We start from the raw sequence: 23,305 nt of genomic DNA, 5'->3' as shown, positions 1-23,305 counted from the left end.
GTGTCGCGCAAAGGTTGTCAAGCATCGGCAGCGTAGCTATCCAGTGCGGCACAAGGGTGGCTTGGGGATGAGGGGCAACAACGCTTGCAGAAGAAGCGCGTAACACTGGCGGACGTGGCACGCCTGGCCGGCCTGTCGCCTACGGCAGCCTCGATGATCCTGACTGGCAAGCATGATACGCGCCTTTCGGCGGAAGCCCATGCCAAGGTGCACGCGGCCGCCACAAGCCTGGGTTATCGCCCCAATGTCGCAGCCCGCGCTTTGCGCACCGATCGGTCGCGCTCGATTGCCTTCATTTCGGACTATGTCGCCACCACCCGCTTTGCCAGCGGGTTGATCCGCGGCGCCCTGGCCGCCGCGGAAGAGGCCAAGCACGTGATGCTGCTGCTCGAAACCGGGGGCGAGCCGGCGCGCGAGCTGCAGGCGGTCGAGGCGGCGCTGGACCGCCAGGTCGACGGGCTGATCTTTGCCGCCATGCGGGCGCGCGAGGTCTTTGTGCCGCCGCTCTCGGGCAATGTGCCCGTGGTCATGCTCAACGGCACCAGCGCGCGCTTTCCTGCGGCCGTACTGCCCGATGAATATGAGGGCGGCCGCACGGCGGTGCGCCTGCTGGCGCAGACTGGGGTCACAGAGGACATTGTCCTGCTCGGACACAATCCGGCCGATGAGAAGGGGCTCTTTCGGTCGCATTCGATCTCGCGGCGGCTTGCCGGCATCCGCGACGCCATGGCCGAGCACGGGCTGGACTTTGCCGCCGAGCTCAGTTGCTGGAACTGGGAACCCAATCATGGCTATGACCTCACCAAGGCGCTGCTGCGCCGGCGGCGGCCAAAGGCCATGCTGTGCCTGAATGACCGGCTCGCCTTCGGCGCCTATCAGGCGCTGGGCGAGGCGGGGCTGCGCATCCCCGACGATGTCTCGCTGGTCTCGTTCGACAATGACGAGCTGGCCTCCTATCTCCGTCCGGGCCTGACCACCATCAGCCTGCCGCACGAGGCCATGGGGCGGCGTGCGGTGCAGATGCTGCTCGACGGCAAGACTGCCCAGGAAGAGCTCATTACCATGCCGGTGGTGCTGCGTGGCTCGCTGCACGAGCCAGCGCAGCCCGGCTAGGCTCAGAATACCAATTCAACCGTTTCACCCGCCGCAAGCGTCACCGTCTGGGTGGCGCCGCGGCACTCCAGCACGATGCTCCGCTGATTGACGGAGCGCAGGCGAACCTGTGTGGGGCCCCTGCTTGTCCATTGCAGGTCAAGCTCGAGCCCACCGCGGGCCCGGACGCCGCGAAGCTTGCCCATGGGCCATTGCGGCGGCAGCGCCGGCAGCAGCAGCACCTTTTCCGCGGTAGACTGCACCAGCATTTCGAGAATGCCGGCGGCGCCACCGAAATTGCCATCGATCTGGAACGGCGGATGGGCATCGAACAGATTGGGATAGCTGCGTGACGGGCTGAGCAGAAGCGCAAGCACATCATGGGCATGGCTGCCCTGGCGCAGCCGCGCCCAGAGGTTGATGCGCCAGCCGATGCCCCAGCCGGTGGCGTCATCGCCGCGGATTTCGAGCGATTTGCGCGCCGCCTCAGCCAGGTCCGGCGTGCCATCGGGATCGATCTGCAGGCTCGGATAGAGCCCATATAGATGCGACACGTGGCGGTGGTGGATTTCGGGGACATCCATGTCCCAATCCTCCAGCCATTCCTGCAACTGCCCCTGCTTGCCAATGCGGTGCTCCGGGAGCCGGGCGCGCGCGGCGCGGACGTCGGCCTGCATCGGGTCGTCGCTGCCCAGCTGCTCTGCCGCCGCCAGATAGGCATCGAACAGATCGCGCAGGATCTGGTTGTCCATGGTCGGCCCGGCACAGACTGCGGCCCCATGGGGATGCAGGTTTTCCGGCGAGATCGAGGGCACGGTAACCAGGAGATCCGTTCCCGGCAGCGGTTGCAGCGTATCGAGGAAGAAGCGCACGCTGCCCGCAATCACCGGCAGCAGGCGACGCACCAGCGCCTCGGGTCGGCCGGCATAGACGGCATGGTCCCAGAGCTGGGCGCAGAACCAGGCGCCGCCGCTCGGCCAAAGCCCCCATTGCGCCCCATCCACGGGCCCCGTGGCACGCCAGAGGTCAGTGTTGTGATGCAGCACCCAGCCGCGCGCGCCATAGTGCTGGCGCGCCATTTCGGCGCCGGTGATGGTGAGGTCCTCGACCATGGCCAACAGGGGCTCGACGCATTCGCCCAGGTTGGCCGGATCGGGCAGCCAGTAGTTCATCTGGATATTGATATTGGCAGTGTATTTGCTGCCCCAGGGTGGCCGGGTTTCCTTGTTCCAGATGCCCTGCAGCGTCGTTGGCTGCGTACCGGGTTGGCTGGAGGCCAGCATGAGGTAGCGGCCATATTGCACATAGAGCGCGGCCAGTGCCGGGTCCTCGCCATCGGCAAAGCGGGCGATGCGCTCATCGGTCGGCAGGTCCTGGCGGCCAGGGCCAAGGTCGATGGCGAGGCGTTCAAACTGCGCCTGATGCGCCGCCACATGGTCGGCGCGCAGCTGCGCATAGCTCTTGCCGGCCACGGCTTTGCGCCGCGCCGCCAATAGCGCCTCTGGATCGCCCGAGACATTGTCGAAGCGGCGGAACGAGGTGGCAATATCGAGCACAAAGACGGCAGCAGTCGCGCCGCGCACCACAAGTCGGCGCCCGCGCCGCTCGGCCGAGCCGCCCTCGAGACGCATGTCGAGCCCGATTCCGAAACGGAGCTGACCCTTGATGCCATGCTTGTCGAAATTGGTGCCGCGATAGTCGAGCGTGGCGGCATCGCCGGGCTGGATGTCGCCTGGTTGCGGGCTGTCGAGCCAGACTTCGAAGGACAGGGCGCCGGGCCGCGAACTTTCGAGCCGCAGCACCAGAACGTCGTCCACGCTGGAAATGAAGCACTCGCGGGTAAACGTCGCGGCATCATCGCTGATGCCGGTACCCAGCAAGCGGTAGCTCGTGGTGGCGATGGCCGTGGTCAGATCGAGTTCACGCCGATAGCTGTCCGGTACGGGCTCGTGGATGAATTCGACAAACAGATTGCCCGCCGGCTGATAGCTCATCTGCATATGCGGCTTGGCCAGCAGATGCTGGTTGGCCAGCGCCTGCGCCTCGGCATACCGGCCGGCAAAGATCAGCTCACGGACCGCCGCCAGATTGGGCAGGGCCTCGGCATTGGTGGGCTGATAGGGCCCGCCGGACCACAGGGTGGATTCGTTGAGCTGGATTTCCTCACGCCCCACGCCGCCATGCAGCATGCCGCCCAGACGGCCATTGCCCAATGGCAGGGCCTGGGTCCACTCCACGGCGGGGGACCGGTACCATAGTGTCGTGTTGGTCATGCAGTTCAGTGTCCCTGGCGCAGCCGTTCGCCGGTTTCGCGGAAGATCATGGAGCGGGACGGATCGACGCCGACATGGATGGTGTCGCCGGCCTTGATGCCCGGACGGTCCCGCACTTCGACGACCAGGCTCTCGCCCGAGGCGGCGGAGCCATAGAGATAGCGCGTGCCGCCCAGGTTCTCGACCACATCGACCTTGACGGCGAGCACGGCGTCGCCGCCGCCAAGCAGAAAGTGCTCGGGCCGTACGCCGACCAGCACATCGCCCGATCCGGCCAGACCGGCCATGGCGAGGCTGGGGCCAGCGGCGAGGCGCGGACCAGTGGGCTCGAGGCTGGCGCGCAGGAAATTCATGCGCGGCGAGCCGATGAAGCCGGCCACGAACAGATTGTCCGGGTTCTCGTAAAGCTCGTCGGGCGAGCCTGCCTGTTCGATCTTGCCATCCCGCATCACCACGATCTTGTCGGCCAGGGTCATGGCCTCGGTCTGGTCATGGGTCACATAGATCATGGTGGAGCCCAGCTTGTTGTGCAGCTTGGCGATTTCGACGCGCATGGAGACGCGCAGTTCGGCATCGAGATTGCTCAGCGGCTCGTCGAACAGGAACACCTCGGGATCGCGGACAATGGCACGGCCGATGGCGACACGCTGGCGCTGGCCGCCCGAAAGCTGGGCCGGCTTGCGCTTGAGCAGCGGTTCGATCTGCAGCGTCTGGGCGGCGACGGCCACGCGGGCATCGATATCGGCCTTTTCGAGCCCGGCCATGCGCAGGGAAAAGCCGATGTTCTGCTCCACCGTCATGTGCGGATAGAGCGCATAGTTCTGGAACACCATGGCGACGCCGCGCTCGATGGGGTCGGCCTCGTTGACGCGGCGACCGTCAATGACGAGATCGCCCTTGGTGATGGGCTCCAGCCCGGCAATCATGCGCAACAGGGTGGATTTGCCACAGCCCGAAGGACCAACAAAAACGGTGAAGCTGCCGTCCTCGACAGACAGGTTCAGGTTCTCGATGACCTCAAGGCTGCCATAGGACTTGCTCACGTTGTTCAGCGTAACGGTGGCCATGTTCTCTCCTCCCGGACATTATTTCTTGGGGCTTCGGGCCGAGCCCCTGAGTATGATGTTGGCGTCGATGCGCAGGGTGCGCCGTCCGGACTGTGGTCCGGCCTCCAGGCGCTCCAGCAATACAGTTGCGATAGAGTCCGCCAGCTGGTCGATAGACTGTCCAACGGCAGTAATGCCGGTGCGGTGCACGGCGAAGGCCGGCACATCGTCGAAGCTGACCAGGGACAGGTCATTGGGCACGTCCAGGTCGTGTTCGCGCAGCCAGCGCAGGGCGCCGATCGTCATGTTGTAGTTGGCGCTGAACACCGCCGTGGGCGGCTCGGCGAGCGCCATGAGGTCGCGAATGGCGGCGTGACCACCTTCTTCGCTCCAGTAGCCGGAGGTGACATAGGCGTCGGGCATGGCCAGGCCGTGCCGCTCCATGGCGTCAGTATAGCCCTGCAGGCGCTCCTGACCGGCGGAATTGTCCTCACTACCGTGAATGGTGGCGATGCGGGTGTGACCGAGGTCGATCAGATGGTTGACCATCCGCTCGCTGGCTTTGCGATTGTTGGAGAAGACGCGGTCCGCCGACAGGCCGGGCACGTCATTGTCATAGAGCACGACGGTGAGGCCATCCTCGATATAGCGCTCCAGGGCGGGCTGGGCCTGGATGACGCCGTCCATCACCACCGCATCGACACGGTGCGAGGCGAAGAACTCCAGACCTTCCTCGATGGAGCGGGCCTCCATGTCGTGCGAATAGCAGAGCACGGCGCGACCTGTGCGGCGCATGCGGCGGGTCAACTGGTCGAGCAGGCCCGAGTGGAACTCGCTCAGCGCCGGCACCATGAAGCCAACGATATGGGTGGTCTGCCGTTTCATCGAAACGGCCACCATGTTGCGGCGATAGCCCAGCTCGCTGATGGCCCTTTCGATCGGGGCACGGTTGGAACCGCGCACGGGCAGGCCGTTGAGATAGCGCGAGACGGTACCGATGGCGACACCGGCAGCCTCCGCCACATCCACGATTGTTGCCTGCTTGCGTGAGCGACCGTCCGCGTTCCTGCTGTGCACCGTTGTCTTCCCAATTGCCCTGGCCGGCGGCCGGCCAAGGCCGGCGCGCCGCTGCTGTGTCAAGCCAGCATGGCCCCACAAGGGCACCGTGCGTGGGAGAACGGTCATGCTAGGCGTGTTCAAAGACAATCGCTGCGTGGATGCGCAGGCGATCGAGCGTCACACCATAGGTTCCGTCCCCAAGATCACGAACCTCAAGGTCCTTGCCGGAAACCGCTTCATACGCCCGCTTTGGCGGCGAGGGTAGGCGCACCGAGGCACTGACCGGACCAATTGCCGGAATATCCTCGATCATTTCCATCACGCGCGTGCTTTCGCCCTGCGGCACGGACTTTCCGCGCACCTGTGGCGGGCCATAGAGCAGATGCACGATATGGCGGTTGCGCTCGGCCTGATGGGTCATGGTGGCACGACCCGACGAGGGCAGGTCCGTGCTCAGCATCGGCTTGGGCAGCAGGCGGTTGAGCAGGCCGCGGAAGACCTGACGATAGAGCGGCTGGCCGACATTGTGGTAGATCGTAAAGAGCGGATAGGCGATGTAGCCAATCCGTCCGGACAGGGTGACCGCGGCGCCGAGCGGAGCTGCATCGGTGTCGTCCGGCGCATGCGCGTGCGACGAGAAATGCGCATAGGTCCGGTTGAAATAGGGTGGCACGACGTCTGCCAGCACCTCGGCACCCTCGGCCACGATCTGCTGGGCCGTGCCATAGACCACGAAGGGTGAAGCCGTCATGGCCGGGTCGAGCCCCTTGGCTGCGCCGATATAGCTGGGGGTGAAGCTGACCGGACCCGTGCTGCGCACCCCGGTGTCCAGCGCAAAGCGGCCATCGCTGCCCAGCATGGAATTGCCGGACAGGATCAGGCTGCCCCCCTTGGCGACGAAGGCCTTGAGCTGGGCAGCTGTGGCCGCATCGGCCGGAATGTCGTCAGGGAGGATGATCACCTCATAGGGGCTGAAGTCGGAGGTGCCGTCGATGACGTCATAAGGCACCTTGAGCTCGAGCAGCATCTGGGCCGCGCCATTGTCGGCAGCGCTGTTGCGGTCGCCGGCGTGGTGGAAATATTCCGACGACAGGATCGCCACCTGCGAATGCTGGCGCGCGCCATCGAGGAAGGGCTCGAGCTTGGCAATGCGGGCATAGGCCGGCGCGATGGATGCATAGGTGTCGGGGTTGATGGCGCCATTGGGATGGAGCTGGTCACCCACCAGGCATTTCGAGCCCAGCGCCGCCATCTGGGCCGCCTCATATTCGAGCGCATCGGGATGCTTGAAGCCGCCGAACTCGCCCCAGGAGAGGTGGAACTTGCCGGTGTGGGCAAGGAAATCGAGGCCGAGCGTGGCCGCATAGCGGGCGCTGGACGGGAAATGGTCATAGCCCCAGCCGCCGGTGGGCAGGCTTTCGAGTTCGAGATGGGTATAAGGCGCGAAACGCTTGCGGCCCTGTTTATGGATGTGACCGCAATTGTAGAAGATGCGAAGGCCCGGGAATTCGGCATGCAGCGCCGCGGTCATCTCGGTGCGGAACACCTCGTTGACCCATTCGTCATTGGTCAGGCGATCCTCGGCCTTGGTGGGGTCGAGGCCATGGGAGGCCATGGAGTCCAGGCACTCCTGGCACACACAGTCGGTGGCCAGCACGATGTCGAAGAACAGGCCGGGCGTATCATAGTTGCGCACCACTTCGCGGGCATGTTCGAGCAGCTCGTCGCGATAGGCCTTGTGGTTGAGGCAGAGCGTGTGCCAGCCGGCCTGCAACTGGGCGGGGTCGAAACGGCTCTTGCTGGCTGCGCGCACGCGCCACTCCGGATGCAGGCGGGCATTGCGCTCGTCCCACTGCACCGAGATGTAGATCGGGGCCTCGATATCGGCAGCCGACAGCGCCTTGATCATGTCGCCCATCAGGTCGGGCCGCGCCAGATTGGGGTGCGGCGCGCCCACCTTGGTGGGATAGTAGGACCAGCCATGATGGCATTTGGCGAAGATAGTGATGCTGTCGACATTGGCCGCCTTGAGCGTGCCGACGAACTGATCGGGATCGAATTGCGCGCCGATGCCGGGGATGTGCTCGGAGGTGTGGAAGTCGAGATGGATCTGCCGGTAGCGGATCGGCTTGTTGGTAGCGGGCATAGATCTATTCCTTGGCGCCGGTTCGGGTCTGCGACCCGGCGGCGAACTGTCGCTGGAAGATGAGGAAGACAAAGAGGGGAACGATGGTGGTGACGATGGCCGCCACGCTCCGAAGATCCCAGTTGAGGTCGTAGGTGCCCGACACGCGGGTCAGCAGCACCGGCAGCGGAATGGTGGTCCGCAGGTAAAGCATTGGCAGCAGCAGGCTGTTCCAGCACCAGAGGAACTGCAGGATGCCGACTGCGAAAATGGCCGAGAGCGAATTGGGCAGCACCACGAACCAAAAGGTGGCAAGCGGCCCGCAGCCGTCAATCTTGCCGGCCTCGATCAGCTCCTTGGGAAAATCCTCCATGAAGTTTTTGACCAGGAAGATCGACCAGGCAAAGCTGAGGCCGACATAGGGGATCAGCACGGCCAGGATGTTGTCGATCAGCCCGGTGTCGCGCCAGAGCTGGAACAGCGGGATGACCACCACCTGCACCGGCAGCACGAAGGCATTGATGATGATGACCAGGATGGTGCGGCGGAACGGGAACTTGAGAAAGTGGAAGGCATAGGCCGCCGCCGGGGTGAGCAGCATGGTGGCGCCGGTGCCGATCAGGGTGATCCAGAGCGTGGTCCAGAAGGCGTTGGCCAGGGGGTACTCATCCCAGACACGCATCCAGGCATCCAGCGTGAAGCGGATATTGTCCAGCCGCCACCAGCCCAGGGTGACGTCCGCAGGCGGGCGCACCGAGGTGACGACAATGCCGATGATGGGGATGACCCAGATGCAGGCGATGACGCCCACAACCCAGACGATCCAGTTGGGAACGCGACCGATCATTTGGCACCTGCCGTGCGCTGGATGATGGCGGGAATGGAGATCACCATGACGGCAACCAGCAGGATCACCGTGGCAGCGGCGCCATAGCCGAGTTTGAACTGGGTCATGGACTCCCGGTACATGAAGTAGCCCACGGTCTCGGTGGAGCGGACAGGGCCGCCACCGGTGAGCACATAGATGATGTCAAAGGCCCGCAGGGCGCCGAGCAGATTGATGAAGATGGCCACGCGCACGCCGGGCATGGAGAGCGGCACCATGATGAAGCGCATGATGGCAAAGGGCTTGGCCCCGTCCATGTAGGCGGCTTCCAGCACCGTCTTGGGAATGGCCTGCACGGCGGCAAAGCACAGCATCAGCGGCAGGCCCACGCCACTCCAGGAGGCGGCAACAATGATCATCCATAGCGCGGTATTGGGATCACCCAGCCAGGGATGGGCAAAGCCGGGCGAGAACAGGCCGATGACCGAATTGAGCAGACCCGCCTGGTCGGGGCGCAGCATGGAAATCCACATATAGCCGCTCACCGCTTCGGAAATGCCGAAGGCGGCAAAGATCATGACGCGGAAGGGCAGCGTGCGCTGGGGTGCAAACGAGCACAACATGGCCAGGAACCAACCCAGGCTCACCGTGATGGTGGTGGTGCCCAGGGTAAAGACCAGTGTGGTCCACAAGGTGTTGCGGAAGGCCGGGTCGGTAAAGAGCTTGATATAGTTGCCGGTGCCGATGAACTTCGGCTTGCCCAGACCCTTGATGTCGAAAAAGCTCAGGCGGATGGTTTCGACCAGCGGATAGATCACCGTGATCGAGAACAGGATCAGCACTGGAATGATCAATAGCCAGGCAGCCGGCGTCTCACCGAGGCGCCTCCTGCGGACGGCGACCGGCTTGCGCCGGCCACCGCCCACGGGGGAGGACACTTGGGACGAGCGCGCCGCTGCGTCTGCAGCGGACATGCTCATCAGTAGGATTCCGCAGCCTTGGCTTCGATGGCTGCCGTGACAGCATCGATATTGGCGTCGGACGGATCCTGCAGGAATTTCTGCAGCTGGACCCGGTATTCGTCCACGAGGTCGCCCGGCAGCAGATCGCCGAGAACGAACTGCACCTTGGAGGCCGCCACGGCTGCAGTCGCCTGCTGCTGCACCGGCCCGAGCAGGGAGGTATCAGCATTGGAGCTGGGCGAGGCATAGCCATATTCGGCCAGGATCTTGGTGGCCTCGGGCGAGACGATATAGGTCAGGAAGGCATCGGCTGCTTCGGGGTTTTCCCCGTTTGCCGTCACCAGCAGTTCCTTGGCGTCAACGCTGGAGGTGTCATCGTGACCCATACCGAGCGCCGGGAACTGGAACAGGGAATAGTCCACGCCCTCAGTCAGACCATAGTCACCCTTGGCGCGGGCATTGACCCACATGCCCAGCAGCAGGAAGTTGCCGGCATCGGCCTTGAAGATCTGGTCAGCCGACAGATCCCAGTCGCCGGCGAACATCTGTTCGGGCGTACCGCAGCAGCCAGCCTCGAGCATTTCGGCATATTTGCGCAGGGCGGTCTTGACCACCTCGTCGGTCCAGGGGATTTCGTGAGCGGCCAGCTTGGCAGCCGCCTCGACGCCGCCGGTGCGCAGCAGCAGCGATTCAAACCATTCGCCGTGCGCCCAGTATTTGCCCGGCATGGGGATTGGCGTGTCGTAGCCGGCGGCCTTCAGGGTCTTGATGGCGGCAATGAAGTCTTCCCAGGTCTTGGGCACTTCGACGCCTGCGTCCTTGAGCTGGCTGGTCTTGTACCAGATGCCGGAGCGATCGCCGTAGGTATAGGGGACGCCATAGCTGACGCCGTCGCTCACGCCCAGGTCACGCCAGGACTGGCTGAGCGTGGACTCCAGGCCGAGGCCGGCCCACTGATCGTCAAGCCCACGCAGGATACCGGCGTCAGCCAGTTCCTTGCGGAAAGCCGGCCAGGTATTGATGATGATATCGACCTTCTCGCCGCCCAGAATGGCGGTGCGGATGCCGCCACGGGCATCGCCCTGCGCGGTGATGGTCAGTTCGCGCACGGACACGCCGGGATGCTGGGCGACGAAGTCGGCTTCCAGCTTCTTCCACATCTCGGCATCGACGCCGCCCTGCCACTGCAGGATGGCGAGTTCGCCGCTGATGTCCTGCGCGATGGCAGCTCCACCCATAACCAGCATGGCCGTTGCGGCAATGCCGGACAGCAAGGCACGGCGTCCAAGGACGCCTTTGAACTTGATCATTGCTTTCTCCTCCTGCTTGACCCGGCACTTGTCGGCCGTCATCGTCAAGTATGTCGTAACGTTATCATCTAGATTGAGAATGACAATAGGAAACCTGCCAGAATCCGATGCCCCGGCCCCCCTCGATGACGACGTCCGGGCCAGGATGTCAAAAGTCCTTGGCCACCGGCAGTTTGACTGCTTTCGCGTCGGCGGGGTGCAGAGCCTGAACAATGATGTCCGCCTGTTGGTGACGGCGGACGGCCAGCGCCTTGCCGTGCGTTTGGCCAGCGCGCGCGGCCGGAACCACCTTGGCGTCGACCCCCTTGAGGAGGGCGCGATTGCGAGCTTGGCCGGCGTCGCGGGTATCGGACCGCGGGTTGTTCATGCCGGAACCGATGGGTTGCTGGTAACCGAATGGATCAACGGTGCCCGCCCCCTGGCCGCGGACGGATTTGCCGACGCGCTGCGGCGTCGCGCCGTCATCGATCTGGTGCGGCGGCTGCACGAGCTGGACCTGCCATCTGGTCCAGGGCCCGCGCGCAGCATCTTCGAACGCATTGCCGCATTGGAGGCCAGCGCCTTGGCCGCGGGCCGCGCCGGGATGCCCGAGCGGCATCGCCAGAAGCTGACGCGGCTAAAGGCGAGCGCACAGTCATCGCAACGGCCGACGCACCACGACCTCTGGCCCAACAATGTGCTCGATGATGGCGAGCGGCTCTGGCTGGTCGACTGGGAGTTCTCTGGGTGCGGCGACGGGGTCTATGATCTGGCCTGCATCGCCGTTTCGGCCGGCCTCGACCCAGACGAGGAGCGCGCCATGCTGGTCCAGGCGGGCCGCCCTAGCGGCGACCACGACTGGCTCTCGGCGATGAAATGGGTGGCCCGCTACTTCGAGGCCAGCTGGGGCCTGGTGATGGCAGGCCTTGGCGCCAGTGCCACCGATGGCACTGGCCAGGCCTTCGACTATGGCGCGCATGCCGCGCGGATGATTGCCCGGCTCGACGACTGACCCTCGGGCCGGGCCGGCGCCCTAGTCGACCAGACCCTTGCCAATCAGGCGCAGGGCCACACCGAAATCATGGCTGGCGCCCTCGGGTACGCTGACATGGAGCCCCATGGCATCGCGGGTGAATTCGAGCGGCGAGGTGTGTCCAACCACCTCGACCCGCTCGACACTGCCCTGCCCCAGATTGGTGCCTTCGGCCATGGATTGAATGGTCAGCCGACCCGACTTTGGCCCGAGCGTAATGGCATGCAGGGCGGCATCGCGTGTGGTGAAACGAATATCCTCGGCGGTAAAGGGCTTGGCGGCGGCCTCGCCGAACTGACCCGACTGCACTTGCGTAGGCCCCTCGCCGGCCACGCGCCAGGGGCGGCTGGCAAAGATGGCGTCGCCAAAGCGCGCATTCCAGGCACCGACATCTTCCAGGATCTGCCGCTCGATGCTGTCGAGCGTGCCGTCGCCCCGAAGGGGGATGGACAGCAGCAGATTGCCATTCTTGGCCACTACATCGCAGAGCCGGTGGATCACCGCGGCGGCGCTCATATAGCTGTTGGTCTCGAAGATCTCGCGCTTGTAGTGCCACTCACCGATACAGGTATCGGTCTGCCAGGGATGTGGCTCGATATCGGCGCGATAGCCGCGCTCGACATCCTCCACCAGGGCGCCGAAGCGTTCGGCGGGCAGTTCCTTGGTGTTGAGCACGGCCTCCATCTTGCCGCCATGCCACTGCAGCGAGGCATTGTAGAAATGGGCGGCGATGTCGAGCCCGGCCTGGCCCAGGGGCAGGTCGAAATTGTCGAAATACAGCAGGTCCGGCTTGTAGCTGTCGATCAGATCCTTGCAGCGGCGGAACCAGTTGCGCACGAAGATCGGGTTGGTCAGCGGCGGGGCCTCTTCCCACACGCGGTCATTGGCCTCATGCCAGGCCCAGGCTTCGGCGGCGCTTGTCAAACCATCGGGCATGGGCATGGTGGCGCCGCCATAGAGCTCCTGTGGGTCAAGCCCGTCCCAATACTTGCCGGCGCCATCGTGCCGGGTCAGCTTCCAGGCGTCATAGCGTTCGCCGGCACGCGGCCCCTCGGGGTCATAGCCATAGGCCGTCTGATACCAGTGCCAGACATGGGCGGAGTGGTTGGTAACGCCGAACTTCAGACCACGGGCGCGCGCCTTCTCGGCCCAGATGCCGACAATGTCCTTGCCCGGGCCGACGCGGGTGGCGTTCCAGTCGTGCCATTTGGAGGCATAGTTGTCGAAATTGTCGTGGTGATTGGCCATTGCGACGAAATATTTCGCACCGGCCCGCTGGTAGAGGTCGAGCAGTTCGTCGGGGTTCCAGTTCTCCGCCTTCCACTGGCCGATGATGTCGATAAAACCGGTGTCGGCCGGGTGACCATAGCGCTCGAGATGCTGATCATACTGCTTCTGGCCCTGGGCATACATGTGGCGGGCATACCAGTCGCCGGCCTCTGGCTGACACTGCGGCCCCCAATGCGCCCACAGGCCGAACTTGGCGTCGCGAAACCAGTCCGGCGCCGTGTATTGGGCGATCAGGCTCTCCCAATTGGGCTCAAATGGTCCCTCGGCAATCGGGTCTGTCGCGTCGCGATAGGGATTGGGGCGGCGGCCGGCTGCTGTCATCGAACTTTCCATCGTGGGGGCCGCTTGTGCCGGACCGGCACCAGGGCAATTGGGCGCCGGTCGCCAGCCCGCTACGGACCAATCAGATCCCCATGCGAGCCCGGCATGCCGAAACGCAAATAGAATGAAACGTTATCATATCGCCCTCGCCTGACAAGCTATCCAGGCGATGCAAGCAACGGGCTTTTTCGAAGTTTGCCGACGCCACGTCGGGGTAGCCGGCACTGCGTCCTTGCTTGACGACCCTTGTGGCGATCAATACCGTGAACATTCACGAAGCATGCCGTGGGAGGAACTGGTGGCAAGCGTGGAACTGGCCGGGGTGTCAAAGTCTTTTGGCAATTTCGCGGTGATTGAGGAGCTGAACCTCGAAATCGAGGAGGGATCGTTCACCGTTTTCGTCGGCCCCTCGGGCTGCGGAAAATCGACGCTGCTGCGGCTGATTGCGGGGCTCGAAGACGTCAGCGACGGCACGGTGCGCATCGGCGGCACGGACATGACCGACGCCGACCCGGTCGCGCGTGGCATCGCCATGGTGTTCCAGAATTATGCGCTCTATCCGCATATGACGGTTGAAGACAACATCGGCTTTCCGCTGCGCATGCAGGGCACCGACAAGGCCACCACGACCCGTCGCGTGGCCGAGGCTGCCGAGATCCTGCAGCTGGACAGCCTGCTCAAGCGCAAGCCGGCACAACTGTCGGGCGGCCAGCGCCAGCGCGTCGCGATCGGGCGCGCCATCGTGCGCGATCCGGATGTGTTCCTGTTTGACGAACCACTGTCGAACCTGGATGCCGAGCTGCGCGTATCGATGCGCGTGGAGATCGCCAAGCTGCACCAGACGCTGGGTGCAACGATGATCTATGTGACGCACGACCAGACAGAGGCCATGACGCTGGCCGACAAGATCGTGGTGATGCGCGCCGGCCGCATCGAGCAGACCGGCACCCCCAGCCAGCTCTACGCAGATCCCGATACACAGTTCGTCGCCGGCTTCATCGGCTCGCCCCGCATGAACTTTCTCAAGGCGCACTATGCTGACGGCATGGTGACCCTGGGTCCGGACGTCGCCTGGCCGGTGGCGTCGCTGCCGACGGAAAACTCCGAGATCATCGTGGGCATAAGGCCCGAGCACTTCGTTCCAGCCCCGCAGAACACCAATCTGCCTGTTCTGGTGGAAGTTCTGGAGAATCTGGGGGGTACCCGCTATGTCTACGGACAGTTCGGGGCTGAACAACCGGTCATTGTGGAAGACCGCCGCGACGTCGAGATCAAGCCCGGGGAAACCTGCAGCTTTCCGCTCGATCTGTCCAAGGCGATCTATTTTGACGCCACAGGCAAGCGCCTGCGACCGACTGGTCGCGACTGACCGGTCCATCGCCCCCTGGAAAAGGGCCCGAGATCACCGTGTCGCCAAAGATCACCATCATGGATGTTGCCAGCGCCGCGGGAGTCTCCCGTGGCGCGGTGACCCGTGCGCTCAACGACAAGGCCGACATCAACCCCGAGACCAAAAAGCGCGTGCTCGAGGTGGCGGCGCAGCTGGGCTATCGGCCCAGCCGCTTTGCCCGCAACTTCGCGGCGCGCACCAAGTCGCGCGCCATCGGCTATGTGGTGACGTCGTTCCGCAATCCCTATTTCACCGATCTTGCGGCCGACATGCTGATGCAGGCCAAGGCGCGCAACTGGCAGGTGGCGTTCGATGCCATGGAGGGCAGCAGCGAGCGCGAGGCGCTGGAGCGACTGTCTGAACATGTCGACGTCGTGGTGGGCCATTTCGACCTGCCCTCGTCCGAACTCAAGCAGGCGTCGGGCGGCGTGCCGGTGATCCGCATCGAGGGCACGAGCAACCTGCCGGGCGTCCATGCCATCGACATTGACCTCAGGGGCGGTCTGCACGACGCCATTACGGCGCTGATCGCCAAGGGCGTCACGCACTTCGGCATGATCGACGCCACCAATCGCGGCGCCGACCATGTTATGGACCGCTCGCCGCGCTGCGGCTATTTCTCCGAATTCGTGCCCGAGCACTCGCGCAATGTGGTGGTGGCCGATGAGGAGAGTCTGGCCGGCGGCGAGCGCGCCATCGCCCGGCTGCTGCAGGCCCATCCGGATGTCGGCGCGGTCTTTGCCTTCAATGACATAATGGCGATTGGCGCCATGCACGGCGCCCGGGTTGCCGGCTTCGACGTGCCCAGGCAATTGCGCGTCATGGGCATCGACGGGCTGACGCTGGGTGAGGCCACCGCGCCATCGCTGAGTTCGATCTCGATCGACCGCGAGACGCTGGTCTCGGAGATCTTTGCCATATCAGAGCAGATCGCCGAGGCCGGCTTCCGCGATATCGAGAGCATCAATCGCCAGATTCTACCGCGGCCGCTGTGGCGCGAGTCAGCCTGAGCACGCTGCTGAGGGTCTTTGTCACGGAGGCGAACTAAAGCTGTTGACTGAAATGTTGCGCCTGCTATCGTGAACATTCACGGACTTTGGGCGCGACCGATGCGGAAGACATTGGATGACAGGTCTAGAGACTATCGTGAACATTCACGGACAGGCTGAGGAGCCTTGCTGTCCGGGGGTGAAAGAGGAGAAGGGACCGTGTCGAAACCGGTAAAAAGCCATCGGCAGAGCCTTGCCTACGCGGCCCGGCGCAGCTGGGAACGGCACTGGACGCTGTATCTGCTGGCAGTGCCGCCGCTGCTCTATTTCATCGTGTTCAAATATGTACCGATGATCAATGCGGTCATCGCGTTCAAGAATTTCAATGTGGTCGCCGGCGTCTGGGGCAGCGACTGGGTGGGCCTGAAGCATTTCCAGGCCTTCTTCAACAATCCGGTGTCCCGTCAGCTGATCGGCAACACCTTCTATCTCTCGCTGTACTATCTGCTGGCGAGCTTCCCCATCCCGATCATCCTGGCCCTGGCGCTCAACGAAGTGCGGCTGCGCTTCTTCAAGCAGACCGTGCAGATCGTCACCTATGCCCCCTATTTCATCTCGACGGTGGTGGTGGTGTCGATGACCATCCTCATCCTGTCGCCCCGCGTGGGCCTTGTCGGCGACGTGTTCGGCCTGTTCGGGGTGCCCGCCGTGGACCTGTTGGCCCGGGCCGACTATTTCCGCCACGTCTATGTGTGGTCCGACGTCTGGCAGACGACCGGCTATTCGGCCGTGATCTATCTGGCAGCGCTCTCGAGCATTGATCCCTCGCTCTATGAAGCGGCCAAGGTGGATGGGGCCAGCCGCATCCAGAAGATCCTCAACGTCGACCTGCCGGGCATCATGCCCACGGCCATCGTCATCCTGATCCTGGGCGTGGGCAACATCATGCAGGTGGGCTTCGAGAAGGCCTTCCTGCTGCAGAACCCGCTGAACCTGGCGCAGTCCGAGATCATCTCGACCTATGTCTACAAGACGGGCCTGTTGAACGCCAATTTCAGCTCCGCCACCGCGATCAACCTGTTCAACGCCGCGGTCAATCTCGTTCTTCTGCTGGTTGTGAACGCGCTCGCCAAGCGGGTCGCGGGGAGAGGCCTATGGTAAGCGCTGACATGTCCGCACCCGATGCGCGCGCGCTGCGGCTGGCGCGCCAGCGTCGGCGCTCGCTCAACACCATCCTGGTGGACCGCCTGTTCATGGTGGCCGTCTACCTGCTGCTGATCACGCTGCTGCTGATCGTTGTGCTGCCCATGATCTACATCGTGGCCAGTTCGCTGAGCAGTCCATCGGCCGTCTCTGCGGGCCGGGTATCGCTGTGGCCGGTCGATTTCTCCCTGCGCGGCTATGAGGTGGCGCTGCGCGATCCAAAGATCGTCTCGGGCTTTCTCAACTCGATCTTCTACACGGTCAGCGGCACGCTGCTCAGCGTCGCGCTCACCATTGCCATCGCATTTCCGCTGTCGCGCGCCGACTTCTTCGGCGGCAGCCTGATCACCAAGCTGATCGTGTTCACCATGCTGTTCTCGGGCGGGCTGATCCCCACCTATATGGTGGTGCGGGCCCTGGGCATGATCGACACGCCCTGGGCGCTGATCGTGCCCAATGCGGTGGGCGTCTGGCAGGTGATCCTGGCTACGGCCTATTTCCGCGATGCCATTCCCAAGGAACTCTACGAAGCCTCCCGCGTGGACGGGGCCGGTGACCTGCGCTTCCTGTGGCTGGTGGCCATTCCGCTGGCCAAGCCGATGATCGCCGTCATCGCCCTCATGTACGCCATCGTGCAGTGGAATTCGTACTTCGATGCGCTGATCTACCTGCGCAACGACGCGCTCTATCCGCTGCAGCTGGTGCTGCGCAACATCCTGATTCTCAACACCCAATCCAATCTCACCGATGTGGCAAAGGCCCTGGAACGCCAGCAGCTGGCGGACCTGCTCAAGTACAGCCTCATCGTGATTTCGACCGTGCCGGTGCTGCTCATCTACCCCTTTGTGGCCCGCCACTTCGCCAAAGGCATCATGCTCGGCTCCGTCAAGGGCTGAGCATGCCGACCCCGGAGCGCTTCGCTCGGACTGAACGCAACATGGAGGATAAATTGCGTTGGAATAACACAATCAAAGTGCTGGCCTTGTCGCTTGCCGCTACAACGGCATTGTCAGCGCCCAGCTTCGCCCAGACCGCCCTGCGCGTGTTCGCGCCGCAGGACGCGGCCCAGGACCTGAACACCAATGCCTTCACCAAGGAGATCGAGGACAAGTTCGGCATCGACCTTTCCTTCGAGACCACGACCTATGACGGCGGGGCGGCGATGGAGAAGCGCCAGATCACCCTGGCCAGCGGCGATTACCCGGAAGCCTTCCTGCTGATCGGCTGGCTGGATGTGCTCAGCCAGGCGGAGCTGCTCAAATATGCCGATTATGGCGTTGTGCTGCCGCTCAATGACCTGATCGACCAGCATGCCCCCAATATCAAGGCAGCCTTCGAGAAGGTGCCGGCGTTCAAGGCGCTGGCCACGGCCCCCGATGGCAATATCTACGGCCTGCCGCAGTGGAACGACTGCTACCACTGCAGCTATGCCGCCAAGCTGTGGCTGAACTCCGACTGGCTGGACAAGCTCGGGCTCGAAATGCCCAAGACCACCGAAGAGATGAAGGCGGTGCTGACCGCGTTCAAGACGCAGGACCCCAATGGCAATGGCCGTGCCGACGAGATTCCGCTCTCGGCAGACAAGTCCGACTACATCGTCCCCTACTTCATGAACGCCTTCATCTATGATCCGCGCTCGTCCGACGCGGCCCCGATGATGCTGGCGCTCAATGGCGACAAGCTGCAGTTCCAGGCCATGCAGGATGGCTGGCGCCAGGGCCTCGCCTATATCTCGGACCTCTACAAGGAGGGTCTGGTGGACAGCGGCGCCTTCACGCAGAACCGCGATGCGCTGTCGGCACTGGGCAATTCGGCCGAGGGCACCATCGTGGGCGCCGCGACGCTGATGCACCCCGCCATCATGGTGGAAAACGGCCAGCCCGACGGGCGCGACAAGAACTACGATCCGGTGCCGCCGCTGACCGGCCCGGGCGGCGTCTCCTACACGTCCTACAATCTGCCCAGCCGGCCCGGCGCATCCTTCGTGATCACCAACAAGGCCAATGAAGAGCAGCAGATCGCCGCCATCAAGATGCTGGACTATCTGTTCACCGACGAAGGGCGCCTGAACGGCTACTATGGCTTCGAGGGCGAGAACTGGGCCAAGCCGGATGCCGGCGATGTTGCGCTCGATGCCAGCAATCCGCCGATCTTCAAGGCCCTGCCGGACCCCAACAATGGCCAGCCGACCAACCGGGCCTGGGGCGCACTCGTACAGTTCTTCCAGGACAATGAATGGCGCGGCGGCCAGGTGCAGCCCGAGGACATCTATGAGCCCAGTGGCTATGAGCGCCGCCTGTTCCAGGCCACCAAGCTCTATGAGCCCCATGTGCCGACCGACCAGGTGTTCCCCTATTGGAACGTCTGGGTTGATGCCAGCCAGGCCGACGAGCTGGCCCAGCTGCAGACCAACATCAACAACTATGTCCAGCAGGCCAATGCCGAGTTCATCACCGGCCAGCGCGACATCAATGACGATGCGGCCTGGGAAGGCTATGTCAACGATCTGAAGAATCTCGGCGTGGACCGCTATGTCGAGATTTACCAGGCCAGCTATGACGCATCGGCCAAGTAGTCAGACCTCTCACATCTGAAGCGGGGGTGGAGGGGCAACCTTCCACCCCCCATTTTGCAAAGTAGCCCGATATGACCAGCCGTTTCCGCCTCGACCTTTCCCAGCCCGCCAATGGCTTCACCGAGAGCTTTCTGCTCGGCAATGGCCAGTTGGGCGCCAGCGTGCAGGGCCATCCGGGCCTGGAGAGCTTCGCGCTGAACCTGGACACGCTGTGGTCGGGTGGCCCGCTGGGCGATGAGCCCGGCCCGTCGCCGGCGCATCACCTGCCCGCCCTGCGCGCCGCCATTGCCCGCGGCGACAGCGTCGCGGCCGAGGCCATCAGCCGGCAGATGCAGGGGCCGGGCTGGACGCAGTCCTACCAGCCGCTGGGCACGATCAAGCTGCGCTACGCCGATGGCGAGGGCGCCCTGGACTATGGCCGCTGCCTTGACCTGGCGACAGCCGAGGCGCAGGTGCGCTTTGTGGCCAAGTCAGGGCCCGTGGCGACACGGACGCTGGTGTCGGCGCCGGCCCAGGTGCTGCTGTCGACCATCGCGGGCGATGGCGCCCTGGCACTGGACGAGATGGCGCTGACATTCGCGTCTCCGCAAAGCGATGTGCATCTGCACCAGCATGAGGCCGATGGCGTCAAATGGCTTGAGGCCTGGGGCCGGGTGCCGGCCAATGTGCTGCCCAATTATGTCGATCTGGAACCCGCGGTCGTCTATGGCACCGATGCGCCCGCTGCCGATGGCAGCGTGGCCGCCGGCATGGGATATGGCATCGTGGCGGCGCTGCATCGCGGCGACGACGGGCAGGTGCGGTTGATCATTGCTGCCGAAAGCGGTTTCCGCGGTTTCGACCGCCGCCCCAGCGCCGACTGTCCTGCCCTGCTCGAGGCTGCCCAGGCCCGCGTCAAGGCTGCGCTGGCGCTGCCGACCGAGACGCTGGTTGCGGCGCACCGAGCCGATTACGCGCAGTATTTTGATCGCATGGACCTGGATCTGTCCGCCTCGCAGCCCGGCAATGGGCGCGATCCACATCGGGCGGAGCTGTTCTATCACTATGGCCGCTATCTGATGATCAGCGGCTCGCGCCCGGGCACGCAGCCGACCAATCTGCAGGGCATCTGGAACGTGGATGTGCGTCCCGCCTGGAGCAGCAATTACACCGTCAACATCAATACCGAGATGAACTACTGGCCCGCCGAAATGACCGGGCTGGCGGATCTGGCGCAGCCGCTGCAGGCTTTCGTGGCCGATGCCGCCGGCGCGCGGGGCGCCGCGGCAGCGCAGCACTATTACGGGGCTGCAGGCGCCTGCGTGCACCACAACACCGACATCTGGCACTTCTCGGCGCCGGTCAATGGCGATCCGCAATGGGCCAACTGGCCCACGGGCCTGGTCTGGCTCGGCCTGCAACTGCGGGCCCATCTCGACTATGACCCCGATGACACGGCCTATCTGTCGACCGTGGCCCTGCCCGTCTGGCGCGCCGCCACGGCCTTTGCGCTGGACCTGCTGGTCGAGCACGCCGATGGCTCGCTGGTGGCCAGCCCCTCGACCTCGCCGGAGAACATGTTCGTCACGGCCGATGGTGCCGGCGGCGCGGTCTCGGCGGGTGCCGCCATGGACCAGGAGATGATCCGCGAACTGCTTGAGCTCTATGTTTCGACCGAAATCGAGGGCGATCGCCCGCTGGTCGAGCGCGCCCGGACGGCGTTGGCGCGGCTGCGGCTGCCGATCCTTTGCGCCGACGGGACGCTTGGCGAATGGGCGGGCGATGTTGCGCCCATCGAACAGGGCCACCGCCACTTCTCCCATCTTTACGGCCACCACCCGGGTCGCCGCATCACTGCCGAGGAGACGCCGGTGGCGTTTGCCGGTGTGCGCAATGCGCTCGACCAGAGACTGGCACATGGCTCGGGCCATACCGGCTGGAGCCAGGCCTGGGTGCTGTGCCAGGCCGCGCGGCTGCGCGACGCGGCGCTGGCGGACAAGGCCATTGTCGGGCTCATCAATGACCTGGCGTTCAAGTCCCTGATGGTGCTGCATCCCCATTCGGGCTGGCCGGAAGGCAATGTGTTCCAGATCGATGGCAATTTCGGCGCCGTGGCCGGCATGACCGAACTCTTGGTGCAGAGCCGCAGGGACCGGATCATCGTGCTGCCCGCCCTGCCCCCCAGCTGGCGCACCGGACAGGCGCGTGGCATCCGCAGCTTTGGCGGCCACAGCGTCGACCTGGCCTGGCGCGACGGCGCCCTGACCGCGCTGACCATTACGGGCGGCCGCGATGCGGCGTTGTTGATCGATCTGCCCAGGGGCTTTGTGCCCGCCGAAGGTACGGCTGTGCCAGAGCCAGTTGGCAAAGTCCTGCCCGGCCGCCGGCTTTACCGCCTGACGCTCACCGCCGGGGCCAAGGTGACGCTCAAGAACTGAGCGCGCCCAGACCGCTTCACATTTCAGCGATCTATCGGCTCTTTTGCCTCCCTCCCCCTTGAGGGGAGGGAACGAGGGAGGGGGCGACGGGACCGCGCCAATCCGCAGTTGAAACGGCCTAGGTCTGCTCCTGCACGACGAGGTCGCTGAGCTGCACGGCGTCCTCGTCGCCAACCACCGAAACGGCGGCGCTGGTGCCCAGATCGAAGGTCTGCTTCTCCTCGATGGGCAGGCCTTCGCGGCGGCTGAGCCGGAAGCTGACATAGCCGATCAGCACGATCTGGATCAGGGCGTTGGCGAGGAAAAAGCCCGGCTGGCCGAACAGTTCCACGCTGGCCGAGGACAGAAGCGGGCCAATGGTGGAGCCCATGCCGCTCAGCAGCAGCAGGCCGGCTGAAATCTCGACATAGTCGGAGCGATCGGCAAAGTCGAACACATGCGCGGCCGCAATGGCATAGCTGGGCAGGAGCCCCGCGCCAAAAGCGGCCCCCAGCGCAAACCAGGCCAGGCTGGTCTCGCTGGTCATCCACAGCGCCGCCCCCACCACCGCACACAGCAGGGCCAGGCCAATGAGCACCTTGCGCCGATCCACCCGGTCCGACACCTTGCCGGCGGGCAGTTGCGCCAGCGCGCCGCCCAGCACGGCGGCACTCATGAACCAGGCCGCGTCACTGACATTGCCGCTGACATTGCTGGCATAGGCCGGCGCCAGGGCCCAGAACGAGCCGGTGGCCAGCCCGATCAGGAAGATGGCGACCGTGCCCGTCGGCGACAGCCGAAAGATGCGCATGGGCCGAAAGCGGACAATGGTGATCGGCGGCGGCTGGCTCGAGCGGGTCATGACAATGGGCACCGCGGCCAGCGAAACCAGTACCGAGGCGATGGAGAACAGGATGAAGGAGGATGGCTGGAACAGCGTCACCATCATCTGGCCCAGGGTAATGACCGTGAAGTTGACCGTGACATAGGTGGAGATGAGGACGCCGCGCGTCTCATTGGTCGCCTGGTCATTGAGCCAGCTTTCGACCACCAGATAGAGCCCGGACAGGCAAAAGCCGGTAATCAGCCGCAACACCACCCAGACGCCGGCGTCCAGCGCCATGGGATAGCCCAGCGCCGCCGCCGAGGCGATGGCGACCAGGGCGGCAAAGGTGCGGATGTGACCCACCCGCATGATCATGGCCGGGGTGAAGGCGCAGCCGAGCACGAAGCCGAAGAAATAGCCCGAGCCAAGCAGGCCGATCTGGACGGCGCTGAAGCCTTCGATGCCACCGCGAATGGGTAGCAGCATCAGCTGCAGTCCATTGCCCATGATCAGGAATGCCACGCTGAGCAGGATGGAAAACGCCGCCACGAGCGGCGCGGGCTTGGCAATGGCGTTCACGGCATGGGTCTCCAGTCGCGGTGGTTCGGGG

17 protein-coding genes are annotated in these 23,305 nt (G+C 64.3%); 8 read left to right on the top strand and 9 right to left on the bottom strand.

The window, feature by feature from the left end; all coding sequences use genetic code 11:
* Positions 1-84 precede the first annotated feature (84 nt).
* Positions 85-1,113: a LacI family DNA-binding transcriptional regulator gene (locus tag K1177_RS17220; protein ID WP_224705243.1), complete on the top strand. Its 1,029-nt coding sequence runs from the start codon at positions 85-87 to the stop codon at positions 1,111-1,113.
* A gap of 2 nt (positions 1,114-1,115) precedes the next feature.
* On the opposite strand, the gene K1177_RS17215 is transcribed toward K1177_RS17220, so the two are convergent.
* The 7 genes from K1177_RS17215 to K1177_RS17185 all read right to left on the bottom strand — a co-directional run bounded on the left by K1177_RS17215 (position 1,116) and on the right by K1177_RS17185 (position 10,693).
* A complete protein-coding gene (locus K1177_RS17215; protein ID WP_224705241.1) occupies positions 1,116-3,365 on the bottom strand; it encodes a glycoside hydrolase family 95 protein in 2,250 nt (749 codons plus the stop codon).
* Positions 3,366-3,370: 5 nt separating this feature from the next.
* Positions 3,371-4,432, bottom strand: a complete 1,062-nt coding sequence (locus K1177_RS17210; RefSeq protein WP_224705239.1) for an ABC transporter ATP-binding protein — start codon at positions 4,430-4,432, stop codon at positions 3,371-3,373.
* A gap of 18 nt (positions 4,433-4,450) precedes the next feature.
* The gene (locus K1177_RS17205) at positions 4,451-5,440 is read right to left on the bottom strand and encodes a LacI family DNA-binding transcriptional regulator (RefSeq protein ID WP_224705237.1); all 990 of its coding nucleotides are present in this window, start codon (positions 5,438-5,440) and stop codon (positions 4,451-4,453) included.
* A gap of 157 nt (positions 5,441-5,597) precedes the next feature.
* Positions 5,598-7,616, bottom strand: a complete 2,019-nt coding sequence (locus K1177_RS17200) for an alpha-amylase family protein (RefSeq protein ID WP_224705228.1) — start codon at positions 7,614-7,616, stop codon at positions 5,598-5,600.
* Between the two features lie 4 nt (positions 7,617-7,620).
* Positions 7,621-8,442: a carbohydrate ABC transporter permease gene (locus tag K1177_RS17195; RefSeq protein ID WP_224705226.1), complete on the bottom strand. Its 822-nt coding sequence runs from the start codon at positions 8,440-8,442 to the stop codon at positions 7,621-7,623.
* Positions 8,439-9,401 carry a carbohydrate ABC transporter permease gene (locus K1177_RS17190; protein WP_224705224.1) on the bottom strand — a complete coding sequence of 321 codons (963 nt, stop codon included), beginning with the start codon at positions 9,399-9,401 and terminating at the stop codon, positions 8,439-8,441. The genes K1177_RS17195 and K1177_RS17190 overlap by 4 nt, the downstream gene beginning before the upstream one ends.
* Positions 9,401-10,693: an ABC transporter substrate-binding protein gene (locus K1177_RS17185; protein ID WP_224705222.1), complete on the bottom strand. Its 1,293-nt coding sequence runs from the start codon at positions 10,691-10,693 to the stop codon at positions 9,401-9,403. Before K1177_RS17185 ends, K1177_RS17190 begins: the two co-directional genes overlap by 1 nt.
* On the opposite strand from K1177_RS17185, the gene K1177_RS17180 reads away from it, so the two are divergent.
* Positions 10,686-11,684, top strand: coding sequence for a phosphotransferase (locus tag K1177_RS17180; protein ID WP_224705220.1), 999 nt, complete (start codon positions 10,686-10,688; stop codon positions 11,682-11,684). The two genes, K1177_RS17185 and K1177_RS17180, sit on opposite strands and share 8 nt — an antisense overlap.
* Positions 11,685-11,705: 21 nt before the next feature.
* On the opposite strand, the gene K1177_RS17175 is transcribed toward K1177_RS17180, so the two are convergent.
* Positions 11,706-13,316 carry an alpha-L-fucosidase gene (locus tag K1177_RS17175; RefSeq protein WP_224705219.1) on the bottom strand — a complete coding sequence of 537 codons (1,611 nt, stop codon included), beginning with the start codon at positions 13,314-13,316 and terminating at the stop codon, positions 11,706-11,708.
* Positions 13,317-13,614: 298 nt separating this feature from the next.
* On the opposite strand from K1177_RS17175, the gene K1177_RS17170 reads away from it, so the two are divergent.
* From K1177_RS17170 to K1177_RS17145, 6 genes are all read left to right on the top strand, one after another.
* Positions 13,615-14,685 carry an ABC transporter ATP-binding protein gene (locus K1177_RS17170; protein ID WP_224705217.1) on the top strand — a complete coding sequence of 357 codons (1,071 nt, stop codon included), beginning with the start codon at positions 13,615-13,617 and terminating at the stop codon, positions 14,683-14,685.
* 38 nt (positions 14,686-14,723) lie between these two features.
* Positions 14,724-15,716 (top strand): LacI family DNA-binding transcriptional regulator, encoded by a 993-nt coding sequence (locus tag K1177_RS17165; RefSeq protein WP_224705215.1) that lies wholly within the window; start codon positions 14,724-14,726, stop codon positions 15,714-15,716.
* A 198-nt stretch (positions 15,717-15,914) separates the two neighbouring features.
* Positions 15,915-16,856, top strand: coding sequence for an ABC transporter permease (locus K1177_RS17160; RefSeq protein WP_224705213.1), 942 nt, complete (start codon positions 15,915-15,917; stop codon positions 16,854-16,856).
* Positions 16,850-17,794: a carbohydrate ABC transporter permease gene (locus K1177_RS17155; protein WP_224705212.1), complete on the top strand. Its 945-nt coding sequence runs from the start codon at positions 16,850-16,852 to the stop codon at positions 17,792-17,794. Before K1177_RS17160 ends, K1177_RS17155 begins: the two co-directional genes overlap by 7 nt.
* A gap of 53 nt (positions 17,795-17,847) precedes the next feature.
* Positions 17,848-19,473 carry a type 2 periplasmic-binding domain-containing protein gene (locus tag K1177_RS17150; RefSeq protein WP_224705204.1) on the top strand — a complete coding sequence of 542 codons (1,626 nt, stop codon included), beginning with the start codon at positions 17,848-17,850 and terminating at the stop codon, positions 19,471-19,473.
* A gap of 71 nt (positions 19,474-19,544) precedes the next feature.
* Positions 19,545-21,890 (top strand): glycoside hydrolase family 95 protein, encoded by a 2,346-nt coding sequence (locus K1177_RS17145; RefSeq protein ID WP_224705202.1) that lies wholly within the window; start codon positions 19,545-19,547, stop codon positions 21,888-21,890.
* A gap of 118 nt (positions 21,891-22,008) precedes the next feature.
* Here the strand turns inward: K1177_RS17145 and K1177_RS18535 are convergent, their stop codons facing one another.
* Positions 22,009-23,274, bottom strand: coding sequence for an MFS transporter (locus tag K1177_RS18535; RefSeq protein ID WP_224705200.1), 1,266 nt, complete (start codon positions 23,272-23,274; stop codon positions 22,009-22,011).
* Between the last annotated feature and the right edge of the window lie 31 nt (positions 23,275-23,305).

It is taken from the genome of Devosia aquimaris, assembly GCF_020169335.1.
Taxonomy (GTDB): Bacteria; Pseudomonadota; Alphaproteobacteria; order Rhizobiales; family Devosiaceae; genus Devosia; species Devosia aquimaris.
Note: the sequence above shows the minus strand (reverse complement) of the source record. Positions and strands in the feature narration are given on the sequence as shown.